Origin of the sequence: Streptococcus sp. 2020WUSS089 (genome assembly GCF_044427405.1) — a bacterium.
In the GTDB taxonomy this organism is placed as follows: Bacteria; Bacillota; Bacilli; order Lactobacillales; family Streptococcaceae; genus Streptococcus; species Streptococcus hashimotonensis.
The window spans coordinates 53917-72669 of record NZ_JAOTGD010000004.1; the positions used below are offsets into that span (position 1 = coordinate 53917).

19 protein-coding genes, 1 tRNA gene and 1 other annotated feature are annotated in these 18753 nt (G+C 42.2%); of the genes, 18 read left to right on the top strand and 2 right to left on the bottom strand.

What is annotated here, in order from left to right; all coding sequences use genetic code 11:
- The first annotated feature begins 101 nt into the window (after positions 1-101).
- The 3 genes from rpsA (at position 102) to ODU46_RS05125 (ending at position 2505) form a co-directional block, all read left to right on the top strand.
- A complete protein-coding gene (rpsA, locus tag ODU46_RS05115; protein WP_013730343.1) occupies positions 102-1307 on the top strand; it encodes a 30S ribosomal protein S1 in 1206 nt (401 codons plus the stop codon).
- 37 nt (positions 1308-1344) lie between these two features.
- Positions 1345-1416: transfer RNA gene (locus tag ODU46_RS05120), tRNA-Arg, on the top strand.
- A 60-nt stretch (positions 1417-1476) separates the two neighbouring features.
- Positions 1477-2505 carry a threonine aldolase family protein gene (locus ODU46_RS05125; RefSeq protein WP_398579343.1) on the top strand — a complete coding sequence of 343 codons (1029 nt, stop codon included), beginning with the start codon at positions 1477-1479 and terminating at the stop codon, positions 2503-2505.
- Between the two features lie 18 nt (positions 2506-2523).
- Here ODU46_RS05125 and ODU46_RS05130 read toward each other — a convergent pair whose 3' ends face one another.
- Together ODU46_RS05130 and ODU46_RS05135 are read right to left on the bottom strand one after the other, a co-directional pair.
- Positions 2524-2907, bottom strand: a complete 384-nt coding sequence (locus tag ODU46_RS05130; protein WP_336372365.1) for a hypothetical protein — start codon at positions 2905-2907, stop codon at positions 2524-2526.
- 59 nt (positions 2908-2966) lie between these two features.
- Positions 2967-3380, bottom strand: a complete 414-nt coding sequence (locus ODU46_RS05135) for a DUF6556 family protein (protein ID WP_398579344.1) — start codon at positions 3378-3380, stop codon at positions 2967-2969.
- Positions 3381-3491: 111 nt separating this feature from the next.
- Between ODU46_RS05135 and ODU46_RS05140 the strand changes: the two genes are divergently transcribed.
- The 15 genes from ODU46_RS05140 (at position 3492) to carB (ending at position 18752) form a co-directional block, all read left to right on the top strand.
- Complete coding sequence (locus ODU46_RS05140) at positions 3492-4634, top strand: cysteine desulfurase family protein (protein ID WP_395381821.1); 1143 nt, start codon at positions 3492-3494, stop codon at positions 4632-4634.
- Position 4635: 1 nt separating this feature from the next.
- Positions 4636-5853: a tRNA uracil 4-sulfurtransferase ThiI gene (gene thiI / locus ODU46_RS05145; RefSeq protein WP_044683369.1), complete on the top strand. Its 1218-nt coding sequence runs from the start codon at positions 4636-4638 to the stop codon at positions 5851-5853.
- Between the two features lie 119 nt (positions 5854-5972).
- Positions 5973-7301, top strand: a complete 1329-nt coding sequence (gene brnQ, locus ODU46_RS05150) for a branched-chain amino acid transport system II carrier protein (protein ID WP_398579362.1) — start codon at positions 5973-5975, stop codon at positions 7299-7301.
- A gap of 67 nt (positions 7302-7368) precedes the next feature.
- Positions 7369-7547 (top strand) — a sequence feature (ribosomal protein L21 leader region).
- A 36-nt stretch (positions 7548-7583) separates the two neighbouring features.
- Complete coding sequence (gene rplU, locus ODU46_RS05155) at positions 7584-7898, top strand: 50S ribosomal protein L21 (RefSeq protein WP_002941330.1); 315 nt, start codon at positions 7584-7586, stop codon at positions 7896-7898.
- Positions 7899-7943: 45 nt separating this feature from the next.
- Positions 7944-8237 (top strand): 50S ribosomal protein L27, encoded by a 294-nt coding sequence (gene rpmA, locus ODU46_RS05160; RefSeq protein WP_009909754.1) that lies wholly within the window; start codon positions 7944-7946, stop codon positions 8235-8237.
- 192 nt (positions 8238-8429) lie between these two features.
- Entirely contained in the window at positions 8430-8588 is a 159-nt protein-coding gene (locus ODU46_RS05165) for a transcriptional regulator (RefSeq protein WP_079394080.1), read from the top strand.
- A gap of 82 nt (positions 8589-8670) precedes the next feature.
- Complete coding sequence (locus ODU46_RS05170) at positions 8671-9585, top strand: LysR family transcriptional regulator (protein WP_398579345.1); 915 nt, start codon at positions 8671-8673, stop codon at positions 9583-9585.
- Complete coding sequence (lspA, locus tag ODU46_RS05175; protein WP_015646892.1) at positions 9578-10042, top strand: signal peptidase II; 465 nt, start codon at positions 9578-9580, stop codon at positions 10040-10042. Before ODU46_RS05170 ends, lspA begins: the two co-directional genes overlap by 8 nt.
- Positions 10026-10919 carry an RluA family pseudouridine synthase gene (locus tag ODU46_RS05180; protein ID WP_398579346.1) on the top strand — a complete coding sequence of 298 codons (894 nt, stop codon included), beginning with the start codon at positions 10026-10028 and terminating at the stop codon, positions 10917-10919. The genes lspA and ODU46_RS05180 overlap by 17 nt, the downstream gene beginning before the upstream one ends.
- An 80-nt stretch (positions 10920-10999) precedes the next feature.
- Positions 11000-11338 carry a zinc ribbon domain-containing protein YjdM gene (locus ODU46_RS05185; protein WP_012775074.1) on the top strand — a complete coding sequence of 113 codons (339 nt, stop codon included), beginning with the start codon at positions 11000-11002 and terminating at the stop codon, positions 11336-11338.
- Positions 11339-11386: 48 nt separating this feature from the next.
- On the top strand, positions 11387-12034 hold the full coding sequence (locus tag ODU46_RS05190; RefSeq protein WP_398579347.1) for a Pr6Pr family membrane protein: 648 nt from the start codon (positions 11387-11389) through the stop codon (positions 12032-12034).
- A 198-nt stretch (positions 12035-12232) separates the two neighbouring features.
- Positions 12233-12754 (top strand): bifunctional pyr operon transcriptional regulator/uracil phosphoribosyltransferase PyrR, encoded by a 522-nt coding sequence (gene pyrR, locus ODU46_RS05195; protein WP_011922318.1) that lies wholly within the window; start codon positions 12233-12235, stop codon positions 12752-12754.
- 55 nt (positions 12755-12809) lie between these two features.
- Positions 12810-13733 (top strand): aspartate carbamoyltransferase catalytic subunit, encoded by a 924-nt coding sequence (locus tag ODU46_RS05200; RefSeq protein ID WP_014637995.1) that lies wholly within the window; start codon positions 12810-12812, stop codon positions 13731-13733.
- A gap of 535 nt (positions 13734-14268) precedes the next feature.
- Positions 14269-15348 carry a carbamoyl phosphate synthase small subunit gene (locus tag ODU46_RS05205; protein ID WP_024384446.1) on the top strand — a complete coding sequence of 360 codons (1080 nt, stop codon included), beginning with the start codon at positions 14269-14271 and terminating at the stop codon, positions 15346-15348.
- Between the two features lie 224 nt (positions 15349-15572).
- Entirely contained in the window at positions 15573-18752 is a 3180-nt protein-coding gene (carB, locus tag ODU46_RS05210) for a carbamoyl-phosphate synthase large subunit (protein ID WP_395382212.1), read from the top strand.
- Position 18753: the final 1 nt, after the last annotated feature.

Sequence of the window (18753 nt, forward strand, 5' to 3'; positions counted from 1 at the left end):
GTTCGTCAAAGATGTCTAATTGTTGTTGTCCTTGCGTGTGCCTTAAATAAAATATATTTTATGTTGGGTCGAAAGACCTGATTGTCGGAGGTTTTTTTATAATGAACGAATTTGAAGATTTGTTGAACAGTGTAAGCGAAGTTACACCTGGTGATGTGGTAACTGCAGAAGTATTGACAGTTGATGCTGGTCAAGCAAACGTAGCTATCTCAGGTACTGGTGTTGAAGGCGTATTGACTCTTCGTGAGTTGACTAACGACCGTGATGCTGATATCAACGACCTTGTAAAAGTTGGTGAAACACTTGAATTGTTAGTACTTCGCCAAGTTGTTGGTAAAGATACAGACACTGTTACTTATCTTGTATCTAAAAAACGTTTGGAAGCACGTAAAGCATGGGACAAGCTTGTTGGTCGTGAAGAAGAGGTTGTTACAGTTAAAGTAACTCGTGCCGTTAAAGGTGGTCTTGCAGTTGAATTTGAAGGTCTTCGTGGTTTCATCCCAGCTTCAATGATCGACAGCCGTTTCACTCGTAACACTGAGCGTTTTGTAGGTCAAGAATTTGATGCTAAAATCAAAGAAGTTGATCCTGCTGAGAACCGTTTCATCTTGTCACGTCGTGACGTTGTTGAAGCAGAAGCTGCAGCTGCACGTGCTGAAGTATTCGGTAAATTGGCAGTTGGTGAAGTTGTAACTGGTAAAGTTGCACGTATCACAAGCTTTGGTGCTTTCATCGACCTTGGTGGTGTAGATGGTTTGGTGCACTTGACTGAATTGTCACACGAGCGTAACGTATCTCCTAAATCAGCTGTAACAGTTGGTGAAGAAGTTGAAGTTAAAGTTCTTGCAATCGACGAAGTTGAAGGTCGCGTATCATTGTCATTGAAAGCTACACAGCCTGGTCCATGGGATGGTGTTGAGCAAAAATTGGCAGCTGGCGATGTCATCGAAGGTAAAGTAAAACGCTTGACTGACTTCGGTGCTTTCGTTGAAGTATTGCCAGGTATCGATGGTTTGGTACATATCTCACAAATTTCACACAAACGTGTTGAAAATCCAAAAGATGCTTTGTCAGTAGGTCAAGAAGTAACTGTTAAAGTTCTTGAAGTAAACGCAGCTGATGAGCGTGTATCACTTTCTATCAAAGCTTTGGAAGAGCGTCCAGCAGCAGTTGAAGGTGAAGAAAAAGCTGAAAAACGTGCTCCACGTCCACGTCGTCAAAAACGTGAAGAAAAACGTGATTACGAATTGCCAGAAACTCAATCTGGATTCTCAATGGCTGACCTTTTCGGTGACATTGAATTGTAATTCATATCAAAACTTGCCTTGTGCAAGTTTTTCCTTTCCACCCTTAGTGTAATGGATATCACGTAAGATTCCGGTTCTTGAGATGGGGGTTCGATTCCCTCAGGGTGGACTAAATTGAAAAGCCTGGATTAACAGGCTTTTTTGTTATATTATATCAAGGAGGCATGATATGTTACATTTTGAAAATGACTATAACAAAGGTGCCCATCCTACCTTGCTAGAAGCCTTAGTTGCAAGCAACCAAGAAGGGTTATCTGGATATGGCACTGATAAATATACTGAATCTGCTATCGAAAAAATCAGACTTGCTACGGACTGTCCTCATGCACAAGTTACGTTTTTAGCAGGTGGCACGCAGACCAATCAAATTGTCATTTCGTCTATGTTAGCTTCCTATGAAGGAGTCATTGCGGCGGATACTGGTCATATTGCAGTTCATGAAGCGGGAGCAATTGAATTCACAGGCCATAAAGTGTTGGCCTTACCGCATACGGATGGCAAACTTGTCGCAAGTGAAGTTGAGGACTATATTTCCGATTTCTACGCAGATGCTAATCATGCTCATATGGTTCATCCTGGTATGGTCTATATTTCCCATCCAACGGAGTATGGTACACTTTATAGCAAGTCAGAGTTAGAAGCCTTGTCAACAGTTTGTCGTCATCACAAGATCCCGCTTTTTTTAGATGGAGCTCGTTTGGGTTATGGTCTTGCAGCTCGCGATACGGATCTTGATTTGAAGACAATTGCAGAGCTGACAGATGTTTTCTACATTGGTGGGACAAAACTCGGTGCTTTGATGGGGGAAGCTTTGGTATTTACAAAGAACAACCAGCCTAAGAATTTCATATCAATCGTCAAACACCATGGTGCTTTGTTGGCGAAAGGAAGAGTGATGGGGGTCCAGTTTGATTGCTTATTTACTGAAGACTTGTATCTTGAATTGGGGCGTCATGCTATCGCAATGGCAGAGCAACTGATCCAGATTTTGGAAGAGAAAGGCTTTCAATTCTATCTCAAATCCCCGACCAATCAGCAATTCGTTATTGTTAAGAATGAAGAATTGACTAGATTGACAGAAGCTGGAATTGCCTATGGCTTCTGGGAAAAATACGACGATAGCCACAGTATCATCCGCTTTGCGACCAGCTGGTCAACTAGTCAAGCAGATATTGATGAATTGAGAAATAGATTATAGTAATCAAAAAAGAAAGGGTTAGCCTTTCTTTTTAGTCTGTAAATAATGATAGCGATAAACTGCATAACGTTCAATAAGGCGGTAGCCTATTCCTCCTGCGATTGCATGTACAATCAGGGCAATGTGCAATTCTAGTGGTGCTTTTATAGTGATACCAAATAAAATACCGATTCCAGTCCATCCTAGTATGACCCACCATAAGTACTTAAATGGAGCATACTGGCCATTCTGGTCTTTAACTTCACTGGAAACCCTGATTGAACAGCCGATTAATACTCCTATGGGGAGCAATGAACGAGTATCAAATGGTTCTGGTAAAAATGACGATAAGGCGAAGATTTGTATAAGCGCAAAAATCAGTAGCCAAACGAAAATCGGCGTTTTTAGAATGACGTATTTCATATTGTACCCTCCTGAAATTAGTATATCAAATCCAAGAAAGTAAAACAAATATTTTTGTGCTATTGATTAGAAGTCGTTTCGGATGCCCCACTAGTTACCTCTGTATTAGTGCTGGTTTCTGTCGTTGTCTCCGAAGCTTGGGTAGCAGACGTTTCTGTAGACGAGGAAGAGGCAGTAGACTCTACTGAAGAGCTTGTCTCGGTTTGGGTTGAGGATGTTGTTTCGGTGCTTGAACTTGTTGAATCTTGTACTTCTGTTAATGGATTGTCGCTTGATGATTGGCTGGGGCTAGTGGCAATGGATGATGAAATGGTAGTACTTGGAGATGTTGAGGATGTTGTAGGTTTTGCTGTAAAGGTGTAGATAGTGATGCAGGCAGTAATTATCCCTAAAATTGAACCTATAAATGTTAAGTATTTTTGAAAATTAGTTAAACCAGCTGGTTTTTTATTTGTATTCTTACGTGTATTCATGATGTACCTCCACCTTTAGTTTAAGATAGGAAGTTTAAAACTATCTTAAAGATTGCCGAAAGGCATGAAAACATGATAAAATAGGACTATTGCAATAAAAGGAATGAAAAAATGATCTATTTTGATAATGCAGCAACGACACAGGTCTATCCAGAAGTTCTCAAGACCTATACGGAAGTGGCGACAAAAATCTGGGGAAATCCCTCTAGCCTCCATAGTCTCGGCAGTCAAGCAACCCGTATTTTGGAAGCATCCCGTAAGCAAATCGCAGAATTGCTAGGCAAGGATAGCAAAGAAATCTTTTTCACCTCAGGTGGTACGGAAGGTGACAACTGGGTCATCAAGGGAGTGGCATTTGAAAAGGCACATCTGGGCAAGCACATCATCGTGTCAGCAATTGAACATCCAGCGGTAAAAGAGTCAGCACTTTGGCTCAAAACGCAAGGTTTTGAGGTGGATTTGGCTCCGGTCAATGCCCAAGGTTTTGTGGATGTTTCAGCCTTAGAAAGCTTGATTCGTCCAGATACCACACTGGTTTCTATCATGGCCGTCAACAATGAAATTGGTGCCATTCAGCCCATTCAGGAAATATCTCAACTGTTAGCTGATAAGCCTACCATTTCTTTCCATGTGGATGCTGTGCAGGCTATCGGTAAGGTGCCAACGGAAGGGTATCTGACAGACCGAGTTGATTTCGCCAGTTTTTCAGGTCACAAATTCCACTCTGTCAGAGGAGTAGGTTTCGTCTATGTCAAAGCTGGCAAGAAAATCGCTCCGCTATTGACAGGAGGAGGACAGGAAAGCGACAAACGCTCAACTACTGAAAATGTGGCTGGCATTGCCGCGACAGCTAAGGCGATCCGCTTGACCTTGGACAAGGCTGTAGATAGCCAGAAGCGGCTGGCGGCTATGAAGCAGATCCTTGTGGATGAATTGGGCAAATATGCCGATGTGACAGTCTTTTCTGGGCTAGAGGACTTTGTGCCAAGCATTGTGACCTTTGGGATTAAGAATATTCGAGGCGAAGTCATTGTCCACGCCTTTGAAGATCACCAGATTTACATTTCGACCACCTCAGCCTGCTCATCCAAGGCTGGAAAACCAGCTGGAACACTGATTGCTATGGGTGTTCCGCAGAAGTTGGCTCAAACTGCCGTCCGTATCAGCTTGGATGATGACAACGATATGGGGCAAATCGAGCAATTTCTCACGATTTTCAAACAAATTTATCAGAACACACAGAAAGTAAGGTAGCATGAACTATTCAGAAATTATGATTCGCTATGGCGAATTGTCAACTAAAGGGAAAAACAAGATGCGGTTTGTTAACAAACTCCGCAATAATATCAAGCATGTCCTTTCTGTTTACCCAGAAGTGACCGTTTATTTTGACCGTGACCGTGGTCATGTCTATTTGAATGGGGCAGATTATCAGGAAGTTTCAGCTTCTTTGAAGAAGATTTTTGGTATCCAAAATTTTGCACCATCTTATAAGATTGAAAAGTCTGTTCCAGCCTTGAAAGAGGCGGTTGTGGAGATTATGCAGTCTATTTACAAGGAAGGGATGACTTTCAAGATTGCGGCGCGTCGTAGCGACCACAGTTTTGAATTGGATAGTCGTGACCTCAACCAAGTCCTTGGAGATGCGGTTTTTACAGCCATTCCAAATGTGCAAGTGCAAATGAAGTCACCAGATATTACCTTGCGAGTGGAGATTCGTCCTGACGCTGCTTATATTTCCCATGAAGAAATCAAGGGGGCAGGCGGTCTTCCAGTTGGTACATCTGGCAAGGGTACGCTCATGCTATCAGGTGGTATTGATTCGCCTGTTGCGGGCTATTTAGCACTTAAACGTGGGGTTGAAATCGAAGCCCTGCACTTTGCAAGTCCGCCTTATACTAGCCCAGGTGCACTTAAAAAGGCCCATGATTTGACTCGTAAATTGACTGCCTTTGGTGGTAATATCACCTTTATCGAAGTGCCGTTTACAGAAATTCAGGAAGAAATCAAGGAAAAGGCACCTGAAGCTTATTTGATGACCTTGACGCGTCGCTTCATGATGCGGATTACAGACCGAGTACGGGAAGAGCGTGGTGCCATGGTTATTATTAATGGTGAAAGTCTAGGACAAGTGGCAAGTCAGACCTTGGAATCCATGCAGGCTATCAATGCGGTGACAAATACACCTGTTATCCGTCCAGTCGTTACCATGGACAAGTTGGAAATCATTGATATTGCTCAAGAAATTGATACATTTGACATTTCCATCCAGCCATTTGAGGATTGCTGTACCATCTTTGCCCCTGACCGTCCAAAAACCAACCCTAAAATCAAAAATGTCGAGCAGTACGAAGCCCGTATGGATGTAGAAGGCTTGGTAGAACGTGCTGTGGCTGGGATTATCGTAACTGAAATCACACCGAAAGAGGAAGTGAAAGACGAAGTGGATAGTTTGATTGAGGACTTACTGTAGCCTACAATTATTTCGACATACATGTAAATCCAGTTATTGCTGGGTTTTTTAATACGAATCGTTCGGAAAAATCGGATTTGTATGATATAATAAGACTTCAGAAAAAATACAAAGGAGTTATTATGAAAAAAGGTGCGCTAACAGGTTTACTCCTGTTTGGTATGTTTTTTGGTGCAGGAAACTTGATTTTCCCACCTGCACTTGGTGTCTTATCTGGTGAGAATTTCTGGCCAGCTATTTTAGGATTTGTCGTATCGGGTGTCGGTATTGCTGTCGTTGCCTTGATCGTCGGTACCTTAAACCCAAAAGGTTATGTACATGAGATTTCTCGTAAGATTTCGCCTGCATTTGCGACTGTTTATCTTGTTGCCTTGTATTTGGCAATCGGTCCTTTCTTTGCCATTCCGCGTACAGCAACAACGTCCTTTGAAATTGGTATTGCTCCCTTGTTGGGTGATGCGAATCTGGGTCTCTGGTTGTTTGGCTTTACCGCCCTTTACTTTGTGGCAGCCTATTTGATTGCCCTTAATCCGTCGCAAATCTTAAACAGTATCGGACGTATTTTAACCCCTGTTTTTGCCATTTTGATTGTGATTTTGGTTGTGCTTGGTATTGCCAAGTATGGATCAACTAGTCCGCTACCAGCTTCTGAAGCTTATTCAGCGGGACAGGCTTTTGGTACAGGATTTATTGAAGGCTACAATACCCTTGATGCCCTTGCCTCAATTGCCTTTAGTGTTGTAGCAGTGAATACCTTAAAACAACTTGGTTTCTCCAGCAAGAAGGAGTATGTCTCAACTATCTGGTCAGTTGGTTTTGTTGTAGCCTTGGCTTTTTCAGCACTATATGTTGGTTTGGCTTTCCTAGGAAATCATTTCCCAGTGCCTGCTGATGTTTTGGCTTCTGATACCAATAAGGGGGTTTACATTCTTTCCCAAGCAACACAAGCTATTTTTGGACCAGGTGCACAGATTTTCTTGGCAGCTATGGTTATCGTGACTTGTTTCACGACGACGGCTGGCTTGATTGTTTCTTCTGGCGAATTCTTTGCAGAGCGTTTCCCACGTTTTAGCTACAAAGTGTATGCGACAATCTTTACTTTGATTGGTTTTGGGATTGCTAACCTCGGTTTGAACAATATCATCACCTTCTCTGTTCCAGTTCTTTTGGTTCTCTATCCAATTACCATCTGTATTGTCTTGATTACCATTGTGAACAAATTTGTACCGCTTTCGACCTACGGTATGCAATTAACTGTGGGACTAGTGACAGCTTTGTCATTGGTAGAAGTTTTGGCTGGTCAATTTGGTTGGACAGCTGTTTCAAAAGTTATCTCAGCTTTGCCATTGGCTGGACAATCATTAGCATGGTTATTACCAGCCTTTATCGGAATTGTCCTCTCGTTGTTCTTACCAAACAAGCAGGAGAGCGAAGTTTTTGAAATGTAAGAAAAGTGATACAAAACACTTGCATTTGCAGGTGTTTTTGTTATAATAGGACTGTTGACTATGCACACATCCTGTGCAACCGCACGAATGCCGTTGCTCTGCAAAAATTAAGCTCAAACGTCGTTGACTTAACTTGGTGAACCTAAGTTCTACCTGCGTCCGCGTCGCCTAGTCTGAACTTAATTTTTATTGAGCAATATTATAAAGTGGTTCGTCCCACGGTACTAGGCGAGTCTTCACATCAAATTCGGGCAAGGCCCTAAAATCCATAGGAGGTGCATAATGAGCACATACGCAATCATTAAAACTGGCGGCAAACAAGTTAAAGTTGAAGTCGGTCAAGCTATCTACGTTGAAAAATTGAACGTTGAAGCAGGTCAAGAAGTTACTTTCGAAGAAGTAGTTCTTGTTGGTGGTGAGAAAACTGTTGTGGGTACTCCACTTGTAGCAGGCGCTACTGTTGTTGGTACTGTTGAAAAACAAGGTAAACAGAAAAAAGTTGTTACCTTCAAGTACAAACCTAAAAAAGGTAGCCACCGCAAACAAGGTCACCGTCAACCTTACACAAAAGTTGTTATCAACGCTATCAACGCTTAAGGCGTAGCTTGAAACAATCATTACAGAAATTCGGAGGAATAACATATGTTAAACTTGAATCTTGCTAACTTGCAATTTATGGCCCACAAAAAAGGTGGAGGTTCAACGTCAAACGGTCGTGACTCACAAGCGAAACGCCTTGGTGCGAAAGCTGCTGACGGCCAAACTGTATCAGGTGGTTCAATCCTTTACCGCCAACGTGGTACAAAAATCTACCCAGGAGCTAACGTAGGTCGTGGTGGAGATGACACTCTTTACGCTAAAGTAGAAGGCGTTGTACGCTTCGAACGTAAAGGTCGCGATAAGAAACAAGTATCTGTTTACCCAATCGCAAAATAAGTCTGAAAATGGCTTAACAATAGGCTTTCCGAGTTGTTTTCGGAGAGTCTTTTTTTGTAATTTGATTTTGCTATTTTTAAAAGTGTACGATAGAAGTGATTCGAGACGGCAATATCTTCACTATAGTATAAAAATATTTTGCCTTCTGCACTGTTGCGCTTCCTATAAGTTCTACGTTCAGGAGTAGATGAAATGCTCAGAGGAAGTGGTATGGGTTCCAACTTAGTAAAATTAGTCATTAATGATTTGATGAACAGAAATTCCAAAGCCTTTCAAATTGCAGTTGAAGAAGAGAATTTGGGAATCTGGAAGTTATATAAGAAATTAGTTTTGAAGAACATGACTGGCTAGTCTATTTGCGAAAACGTAAGAGTTCAGCAAATTCTTGCTTTTTTTGATATAATGGTAGAAGCAGTTTTAAGAGGTATCGGGTATGAATATTCAACAATTGCGCTATGTGGTGGCGATTGCCAATAGCGGGACTTTTCGTGAGGCAGCGGAAAAAATGTACGTTTCCCAGCCTAGTTTGTCTATTTCCATTCGTGATTTGGAAAAAGAGTTAGGTTTTCAAATTTTTAGCCGAACTAGTTCAGGAACTTTTTTGACACCAAAAGGGATGGAATTCTATGAGAAAGCTCAGGCTTTAGTTAAGGGATTTGATCAGTTTGAGCATCTCTATTTGCAACCTGAGGAAGGTGAGAAGACTTTTTCAATTTCAAGTCAGCATTATGATTTTCTTCCCCCATTGATTACGGAGTTCTCTCGTAGCCACCCGCAGTACCCTCATTTTCGCATTTTTGAATCGACTACAGTACAGATTTTAGATGAAGTTGCTCAAGGTTATAGCGAGCTTGGTATTATTTATTTGAACGAGAGAAATACAAAAGGAATCATGCAGAAATTGGATAAACTTCACTTGCAAGCTGTAGATTTGTCTGCATTTCAGACTCATATCTACCTTCGTGAAGATCATCCTTTGACAAAGAAAGCTGAGATTGAGCCAGCAGATTTGGTAGGTCTACCTACCGTACGGTTCACTCAAGAAAAAGAGGCTTATCTCTATTATTCCGAGAACTTGATTGATACGTCGGATTCCTCGGTTGTGTTTGATGTGACAGACCGTGCTACTTTGAATGGAATTTTGGAGCGTACGGATGCCTATGCAACTGGTTCGGGCTATCTTGATGATGAGAGTGTCAATGGCATTACAGTAATTCCTCTCAAAGGAAAGGTAGACAATCGCATGGTCTACGTTAAACGAGCCAATGATGAACTTAGTTCTTGTGCCAAAGACTTTATTGAAACCATGCAGGCATATTTTGATAAGAAGAAGGATGAAAATGCGTAAAATTGGATTTCCATTTTTGATGGTAGTATTAATTGGTCTGGACCAGCTTGTAAAAGCTTGGACAGTTGCCAATGTTGAATTAGATACGGTAACGGAATTTATACCAGGATTGATGAGCTTAGCTTATCTAAGAAATTATGGTGCAGCCTGGTCGATTTTACAAAATCAGCAGTGGTTTTTCACGATAATGACAATTGTTGCCGTGACAGGCCTAGTGTGGTACTATATCAAACAGATCAAGGGCAATATCTGGACTTTATTCAGTCTGTCTTTGATGATTGCTGGTGCTCTTGGGAATTTTATTGATCGTCTTAGACTGGGATATGTGGTGGACATGTTTCACTTGGATTTTATTAGTTTCCCTGTATTTAATGTAGCAGATGTTTGTCTGACAGTTGGTGTAGGTATTTTATTTATTTGTATTATGAAAGAAGAGAGTAATGGAAGTAAGAGTTGAGATTGGTGGCATTCGTTTAGATAAGGCATTGTCGGATTTGACGGATTTGTCTCGTTCAGTTGCCAATGAACAAATTAAGGCTGGTCAGGTTTTGGTCAATGGACAGCCTAAAAAAGCTAAATATAGTGTACAGGTTGGGGATGTCCTAACCTATCAAATTCCAGAAGTAGAAGAAATCGACTATGTTGCTGAGGATCTTCCTTTAGAGATTGTCTTTCAGGACGAGGATGTTGCTGTTGTAAATAAACCTCAAGGGATGGTTGTTCATCCGTCGGCTGGTCACACGTCTGGAACGCTAGTTAATGCTCTCCTTTATCACGTAAAAGATTTGTCAGGCATCAATGGTGTCTTGCGACCAGGAATTGTTCATCGGATTGATAAGGATACTTCTGGCCTGCTCATGGTTGCTAAAAACGACGAAGCACATACAAAGCTTGCTGCTGAATTGAAAGATAAGAAATCCCTTCGTAAGTATTGGGCCATTGTACACGGCAATCTACCAAACGATCGCGGAGTAATTGAGGCGCCGATTGGTCGTTCTGAAAAAGACCGCAAGAAACAAGCGGTGACTGCCAAAGGGAAAGAAGCTGTGACACGTTTTCAGGTTCTGGAGCGTTTTGGTGACTACACTTTGGTGGAATTAACCTTGGAAACAGGACGAACTCACCAAATTCGTGTCCACATGGCTTATATTGGTCATCCGGTTGCGGGTGATGAAGCTTACGGTCCAAGGAAAACACTAAAAGGGCATGGCCAATTTCTTCATGCCAGAACGCTTGGATTTACCCATCCGAGAACTGGTGAGGTTGTTGAATTTACGGCAGAAGCGCCAGCTATTTTTCAGGAGACACTTGAAAAACTGCGCAAGGCTGAATAATAGTATGAAAACCTTATCATCTTGCCCATTTTTTCAACAAATGCTATACTAGAACATGAAAAATGTTAAGGAGAGTAAGAATGGAAACTTTACCAAATTGTCCAAAATGTAATTCTGAATATGTCTATGAAGACGGTGCCCTCTTGGTTTGCCCTGAGTGTGCTTATGAGTGGAACCCAGCAGATGTAGCTGAGGAAGAAAGTGGACCTGTTGCAATTGATGCTAACGGTAATCGTTTGGCGGACGGCGATACTGTGACGCTTATCAAAGATTTGAAAGTGAAAGGTGCGCCTAAGGACCTTAAACAAGGTACACGTGTTAAAGGCATCCGTATTGTTGAAGGCGATCACAATATTGATTGTAAAATCGATGGTTTCGGTGCGATGAAGCTGAAATCTGAATTTGTTAAGAAAATCTAATAAAAAGGACTGGTCAATCCAGTCTTTTGTCGTTTTTGAAAGGATATTATGAAACATCAAAGTATTTTGTTTTACAGTAGATGCCTGTTAGCCATTTTAGCCATCACAGGTACCGCATTAGAAATCATTAAATATGGTATCGGGATGCTCATGTATTATACGGTGCAATCTAATTTATTAGTATCTCTGTTTGCTGTCTATATGGTCTATGCCATGAGTAAAAGTGTGGATTTACAGGCGTCACGTTTTCTTCGGATAAAGGCTGCTGTAACCATGTCTATCATGATTACTTGTGTAGTCTATCACTTTATGTTGGCACCTTTGGCAGACGATTTCTGGCGACTTGAGAATTTACTTTGCCATTATATTGTTCCCTTATATTTTTGGTTAGATACCCTAATAGTAGATCGTCAGCAACAGTACAAGTGGTTTGACCCGATTTGGTGGACGCTTTTGCCTGTTCTCTATATGATTTTTGGTCTAGTGAATGGTCTTTTCATAAAAATTCCAATCCCAGATGCTAAGGACAGTCCTTTTGCTTATTTCTTTCTCAATGTCCCTAAGTATGGTTGGACCTATGTTTTGACTTATGCAGGTACAATTTTTGTTGCTTATCTGATTTGTGGGTTTATGTTGGCGGGACTTAAATCCATAAAACTTAAGACTTCATTGTCTTTTGGAAAAAATTCTCAGTAAAATCCGATAATTTCTATATTTTTTCAGAAAAAAATTGTCAAGGCTGAGATTTTATGCTATACTCTGCTTAATAAATCCTTTAAAACCTGTCCAGAGAGGCAGACAAGGAGTCGGATGTTAAGCAGGTTGGTTCTAACTAGCCTATATTTTCATAGTCTCCTTGTATAAGGAGACTTTTTCTATACTTTTGGAGGTCTTATGAAGACAAAAGAAATCGTTGACGATATGACTATGAAACGGGCGATCACCCGTATCACTTATGAAATTATCGAGCGGAACAAGAATTTGGATAATATTGTCCTTGCAGGGATTAAAACACGGGGTGTTTTCATTGCAAAGAGGATTCAGGAGAGGCTTAAGCAATTAGAGGGTATCGACGTTCCGTTGGGAGAGTTGGATACCAAGCCGTTTCGAGATGACATGAAGGTAGAAGATGATACGACAAATATGACTGCCAATGTCAATGATCGTGATGTTATATTAGTAGATGATGTGCTTTATACAGGACGAACTATTCGTGCTGCTATTGACAACATAGTGTCCTTGGGCCGTCCAGCTCGTGTTAGTTTAGCGGTACTTGTGGATCGTGGACACAGGGAGTTGCCTATTCGAGCAGATTATGTTGGGAAGAATATTCCAACTAGCCGTTCTGAAGAAATCATTGTGCACATGGCTGAAATCGATGGTCAAGACGCTGTCCTTCTGGTTGAAGGTGCATAGTCGCTTCATTTACAAATTATCATTCTACATCTAGATCATAAAGGTAGGTATCATCATGACAATTACAAATGGTAAAGTTTCACTCAAACACTTGGTTACAATGGAGACCCTCTCAAATGAAGAAGTATTGGGACTCATTCAACGTGGTATTGCTTTTAAACGCGGTGAAAAGGTAGAGTTGGATCGGAAGTACTATGCTTCTAACCTTTTCTTTGAGGATTCAACTCGGACGCATAAGTCTTTTGAAATGGCAGAGCTTCGTTTGGATATGGGAATGATTGACTTTGATGCTCGTACCAGCTCAGTCAATAAGGGTGAAACCTTGTATGATACCATTTTGACCATGTCGGCACTTGGGGTAGACATTTGCGTGATTCGTCATTCGGAAGTCGACTATTACAAGCAATTGATTGATAGTCCTACCATCCAGACTTCAATTGTCAATGGTGGTGATGGTTCAGGTCAACACCCAAGCCAATCTCTACTTGATTTGATGACTATTTATGAAGAATTTGGAACTTTTGAAGGCTTGAAGATTGCCATTGCAGGTGATATTACACACTCACGGGTTGCTAAGTCCAATATGCAAATTTTGAAACGTCTGGGAGCTGAGATTTTCTTTGCTGGACCGGAGGAATGGTACGCAGAGGAATTTGATGTCTATGGTCAGCATTTGAATATTGATGATATTGTAGAAACGGTAGATGTACTGATGTTGCTCCGTGTGCAACACGAACGACATGATGGTGATGGTGGATTCTCTAAAGAAACTTATAACCGTTTGCATGGTTTAACAGAGGAGCGCTACAAACGCTTGAAAGATACTGCAATTGTTATGCATCCGGCCCCTGTTAACCGTGATGTAGAAATCGATGACCAATTGGTAGAGGCGCCAAAATCACGTATTGTCCGTCAAATGCAAAATGGTGTCTTTGTTCGGATGGCGATTTTGGAAGCAATTGTCAATGGCAAGGCTTAAAAGTAAACTGTTCAGGGATCTTAGAACTAAGCAGTTAGAAATTTGTTAGACTTATCTTATTTAATGTCGCTCAGAGAGGCGACGAATAGAAAGGCAAGGGACAGGTCAATGGTTGCAAGCAACTCATTTCCCTACGCCTGCCTCTATGGAGGTCAGGCTATCCCTTGCACTAGCAGTAAGGTTTATCTAATATCGAGCTAAACCTTACTGTGTCGGTCAGAGCAAGTCGGATGATATGCTAAAGCATTTGTCCTCCTACGCAAAGTCCTATGGGACCTTTGCTAACTTTGACACTAGTTTGTACAGTCAATTATTATCGAATTGACCGTACAAACGTCGGACTATTATTTAATTCTATCCGGAGAGATAGAAAATAGAAAGGAGAAGATACAGGTTCGAGTAAGATTTGATTTTTATATTCGAACACGCCCTAAGGACTGTGTGAAAAAGATAAATATCGTCTTGACGCTTGTAGCGTCGGCGTCGAATTTCCTATTTTCACTTTGTCCTTTTAACGGGCTTTGTATCATAGATTATGTCAAAAAGACGTTTGATTTTAGAGGATGGCACTATTTTTGAAGGGGAGGCCTTCGGTGCTGATATTGATGTGACTGGTGAGTTGGTTTTCTCAACTGGGATGACAGGTTATCAGGAATCTATCACGGACCAGTCTTATAATGGTCAGATTTTAACCTTTACCTATCCCTTGGTAGGAAATTACGGGATTAACCGTGATGATTACGAGTCAATCAAGCCGACTTGTAAGGGAGTGGTTGTCAGTGAGTGGGCTCGTCGGGCAAGTAACTGGCGTAACCAGATGACTTTAGATGAATTTTTAAAGGCTAAGAAAATTCCAGCAATTTCTGGAATTGACACACGCGCCCTAACTAAAATTATTCGTCAGCACGGTACCATGAAGGCGACTCTTGCAAATGTCGGTGATTCTGTTGAGCATTTGACAGACCAGTTGAGAGCGACTGTTTTGCCAACCAACAACATCCAGCAAGTATCGACTAAAACAGCCTATCCTGCACCTGGAGTCGGACGTAGTGTCGTTCTGGTTGATTTTGGATTGAAACATTCTATTCTTAGAGAGTTAGCCAAGCGTGATTGCAATGTGACAGTTGTCCCTTATGATACGACTGCTGAAGAAATTCTTGCCCTCCATCCTGATGGTGTCATGCTATCAAACGGCCCAGGAAATCCAGATGATGTTCCAGAAGCGCTAGAAATGATTCGTGGCATTCTTGGGAAAATTCCAATTTTTGGTATCTGTATGGGGCACCAACTCTTTGCTAAAGCAAATGGGGCAACGACTTATAAAATGAAGTTTGGTCATCGTGGTTTCAACCATGCTGTTCGTGAAATTGCGACAGGTCGAGTGGACTTTACCAGTCAGAACCATGGTTATGCAGTGGCTCGTGAAGATTTACCTGAATGTTTAATGATTACCCACGAGGAAATCAATGACAAATCGGTAGAAGGGGTACGCCACAAGTACCATCCAGGTTTCTCTGTTCAATTCCACCCAGATGCTGCACCTGGTCCACATGATGCCAGCTATTTGTTTGATGAATTTATGGAATTGATGGATTCGTTTAAAAAAGGGCAGTAAGGTCTAACTACTATCGAACTAAACCTTACTGCGTCGGTCTATTATTTAATTCTATCCGGAGAGATAGAAAATAGAAAGGAGTAGGGTGTTCTGTTACTCGGATTTTGTAATTGAATTCGGGCTACGGACTGGGTCAAAAAGATAGTTTTTCCTCGAACGCAAGCGTTCTTGGTCAAACTCCTATTTTGACTGTGTCCGCTTAACGCCCTTAATATCTTAAAATTATGCCAAAACGTACGGATATTAAGAAAATTATGGTGATTGGGTCTGGTCCGATTATTATCGGTCAGGCTGCGGAGTTTGATTATGCTGGGACTCAGGCTTGTTTGGCTTTAAAGGAAGAAGGCTATAGTGTTGTCTTGGTCAATTCAAACCCTGCGACCATCATGACAGACAAGGAAATTGCGGATAAGGTCTATATTGAGCCGATTACGCTTGAATTTGTCACACGGATTTTACGGAAGGAGCGTCCAGATGCTCTCTTGCCGACTCTTGGTGGTCAGACTGGTCTCAACATGGCTATGGAATTGTCTAAGGCTGGTATTTTAGATGAACTTGGAGTTGAGCTGTTGGGAACCAAACTATCTGCAATTGATCAGGCAGAGGACCGCGACCTCTTCAAACAACTCATGGAAGACCTCAATCAACCTATTCCTGAATCAACGATTGTGACGACAGTTGAAGAGGCTTTGGAATTTGCTGGTGAAATTGGCTATCCTGTCATTGTTCGACCAGCCTTCACGCTAGGTGGTACTGGCGGTGGTATGTGTGCCAATGAAGAAGAACTGCGTGAAATTGCAGAAAATGGTCTGAAACTGTCACCAGTGACCCAGTGTTTGATTGAGCGTTCCATTGCTGGTTTCAAGGAAATCGAATACGAAGTGATGCGCGATGCGGCCGACAATGCCTTGGTCGTATGTAACATGGAAAACTTTGACCCAGTGGGAATTCATACAGGAGATTCTATCGTATTTGCCCCAACGCAGACGCTTTCGGATATTGAAAACCAGATGCTGCGTGATGCCAGTCTCAGCATCATCCGTGCTCTCAAAATCGAGGGCGGTTGTAATGTGCAGTTGGCACTGGATCCACATAGTTTCAAATACTATGTCATCGAAGTGAACCCACGTGTGTCCCGTTCCTCTGCCTTGGCATCCAAAGCGACAGGTTATCCTATTGCCAAATTGGCAGCAAAAATTGCGGTTGGCTTGACCTTGGATGAAATGGTGAACCCTGTTACAGGAACAACCTATGCTATGTTTGAACCTGCACTTGACTACGTTGTGGCTAAAATTCCACGTTTCCCATTTGATAAGTTTGAAAAAGGGGAGCGCCGCCTTGGAACACAGATGAAGGCAACTGGAGAGGTCATGGCCATTGGTCGTAATATCGAAGAAAGTCTGCTCAAGGCATGCCGTTCTTTGGAAATTGGTGTTTATCACAATGAAATGCCTGAACTCAGCCAAGTGACAGATGATCAATTGGTTGAAAAGATTGTCAAAGCACAGGATGATCGTCTATTCTATCTTTCAGAAGCCCTTCGACGTGGCTATACAGTAGAAGAACTGGCTCAGTTGACTAAGATTGATCTTTTCTTCCTTGATAAGCTGCTTCATATCTTAGAAATTGAGCAGGAATTGGCAATCAATCACGATAATATCGACTTATTGAAAAAAGCTAAGAAATACGGTTTTGCAGACCGCAAGATTGCGGAACTCTGGGGACGGACAGAATCCTACATTCGTCAATTGCGTACAGAGCACAAAATTGTCCCTGTTTACAAGATGGTGGATACTTGTGCAGCCGAATTTGAAAGTGCTACACCTTATTTCTATTCAACTTATGAGTGGGAAAATGAGTCCATCCGTTCGGAAAAAGAATCTGTTTTAGTGCTGGGTTCTGGTCCAATTCGTATCGGACAGGGTGTGGAGTTTGACTATGCAACGGTGCATTCGGTCAAGGCCATTCAGGCGGCTGGCTACGAAGCTATCATTATGAACTCGAACCCGGAAACAGTGTCAACTGACTTTTCAGTTTCGGACAAGCTTTACTTCGAGCCGTTGACCTTGGAAGATGTCTTGAATGTGATTGACCTTGAGAAACCCAAAGGGGTTATCGTTCAGTTCGGTGGTCAGACAGCTATCAACTTGGCAGAGCCATTGGCAAAAGCAGGTATTCCAATCTTGGGTACGCAAGTAGCGGATTTGGATAGAGCTGAAGACAGGGATGTATTTGAAAAAGCCCTGAAAGACCTTGGAATTCCACAGCCACCAGGCCAAACCGCAACCAACGAAGAGGAAGCTCTAGAGGCGGCCCGCAAGATTGGTTTCCCAGTACTTGTTCGTCCCTCATATGTCTTGGGCGGTCGTGCTATGGAGATTGTCGAAAATGAAGAGGACTTACGTTCTTATATGAGAACGGCGGTCAAGGCTTCACCAGAGCACCCAGTTTTGGTGGATTCGTATATCGTCGGTCGTGAGTGTGAAGTGGATGCCATTTCAGACGGTAAGGATGTCTTGATTCCAGGTATTATGGAACATATCGAACGCGCAGGGGTTCACTCAGGTGACTCGATGGCTGTTTATCCGCCACAAACCCTGTCTAAAGAGGTACAGGCGACCATTGCAGACTACACCAAACGCTTGGCAATCGGTCTCAACTGTATCGGTATGATGAATATCCAGTTTGTTATCAAGGATGAAACGGTATATGTGATTGAGGTCAATCCTCGTGCTAGTCGTACGGTTCCATTCTTGTCCAAAGTCACAGACATTCCAATGGCCCAGGTTGCAACCAAATTGATTTTGGGACAAAGCCTTGCGGAACTGGGGTACCAAGATGGTCTTTATCCTGAGAGCAATCAGGTGCACGTTAAAGCACCAGTATTCTCATTTACAAAATTGGCTAAAGTTGACAGTTTGTTAGGACCAGAGATGAAGTCTACAGGTGAGATTATGGGGTCTGATACAACTCTTGAAAAAGCACTTTATAAGGCTTTTGAAGCAAGTTATCAGCATTTGGAAGATTTTGGCACTATCGTCTTTACAGTTGCGGATGAGGACAAGGAGGAGGCCTTCCGTCTAGCGGAAAGATACCGTGAAATTGGTTTTATTATTGCGGCTACAAGCGGTACGGCAACTGCCTTTCAAGCTAAGGGCTTAGACTGTCTGCCTGTTGGGAAAATCAGTGGAGACCAAAGAGAGTCGATTCCTCAGCTGGTCCGTAAAGGAAAGGTGCAAGCCATTGTCAATACAGTAGGCAAAAAGCGTGCGGCAGACGAGGATGGAGAGGTTATTCGTGCATCTGCTATCGAAGCAGGGATTCCGCTTTTTACAGCCTTAGATACTGCTGCGGCTATGTTGGCTGTACTAGAAAGTCGTAGTTTTTCGACGCGAGCAATTTAGG

What these genes read in the sequence shown, in the direction of transcription:
- ODU46_RS05200 (WP_014637995.1), top strand. Translation starts at nt 12,810, where the DNA reads ATGACAATTACAAATGGTAAAGTTTCACTCAAACACTTGGTTACAATG.
- rpmA (WP_009909754.1), top strand. Translation starts at nt 7,944, where the DNA reads ATGTTAAACTTGAATCTTGCTAACTTGCAATTTATGGCCCACAAAAAA.
- pyrR (WP_011922318.1), top strand. Translation starts at nt 12,233, where the DNA reads ATGAAGACAAAAGAAATCGTTGACGATATGACTATGAAACGGGCGATC.
- rplU (WP_002941330.1), top strand. Translation starts at nt 7,584, where the DNA reads ATGAGCACATACGCAATCATTAAAACTGGCGGCAAACAAGTTAAAGTT.
- ODU46_RS05125 (WP_398579343.1), top strand. Translation starts at nt 1,477, where the DNA reads ATGTTACATTTTGAAAATGACTATAACAAAGGTGCCCATCCTACCTTG.
- carB (WP_395382212.1), top strand. Translation starts at nt 15,573, where the DNA reads ATGCCAAAACGTACGGATATTAAGAAAATTATGGTGATTGGGTCTGGT.
- rpsA (WP_013730343.1), top strand. Translation starts at nt 102, where the DNA reads ATGAACGAATTTGAAGATTTGTTGAACAGTGTAAGCGAAGTTACACCT.
- ODU46_RS05135 (WP_398579344.1), bottom strand. Translation starts at nt 3,380, where the DNA reads ATGAATACACGTAAGAATACAAATAAAAAACCAGCTGGTTTAACTAAT.
- lspA (WP_015646892.1), top strand. Translation starts at nt 9,578, where the DNA reads ATGCGTAAAATTGGATTTCCATTTTTGATGGTAGTATTAATTGGTCTG.
- ODU46_RS05205 (WP_024384446.1), top strand. Translation starts at nt 14,269, where the DNA reads ATGTCAAAAAGACGTTTGATTTTAGAGGATGGCACTATTTTTGAAGGG.
- ODU46_RS05180 (WP_398579346.1), top strand. Translation starts at nt 10,026, where the DNA reads ATGGAAGTAAGAGTTGAGATTGGTGGCATTCGTTTAGATAAGGCATTG.
- ODU46_RS05185 (WP_012775074.1), top strand. Translation starts at nt 11,000, where the DNA reads ATGGAAACTTTACCAAATTGTCCAAAATGTAATTCTGAATATGTCTAT.
- ODU46_RS05165 (WP_079394080.1), top strand. Translation starts at nt 8,430, where the DNA reads ATGCTCAGAGGAAGTGGTATGGGTTCCAACTTAGTAAAATTAGTCATT.
- ODU46_RS05190 (WP_398579347.1), top strand. Translation starts at nt 11,387, where the DNA reads ATGAAACATCAAAGTATTTTGTTTTACAGTAGATGCCTGTTAGCCATT.
- ODU46_RS05130 (WP_336372365.1), bottom strand. Translation starts at nt 2,907, where the DNA reads ATGAAATACGTCATTCTAAAAACGCCGATTTTCGTTTGGCTACTGATT.
- thiI (WP_044683369.1), top strand. Translation starts at nt 4,636, where the DNA reads ATGAACTATTCAGAAATTATGATTCGCTATGGCGAATTGTCAACTAAA.
- ODU46_RS05170 (WP_398579345.1), top strand. Translation starts at nt 8,671, where the DNA reads ATGAATATTCAACAATTGCGCTATGTGGTGGCGATTGCCAATAGCGGG.
- ODU46_RS05140 (WP_395381821.1), top strand. Translation starts at nt 3,492, where the DNA reads ATGATCTATTTTGATAATGCAGCAACGACACAGGTCTATCCAGAAGTT.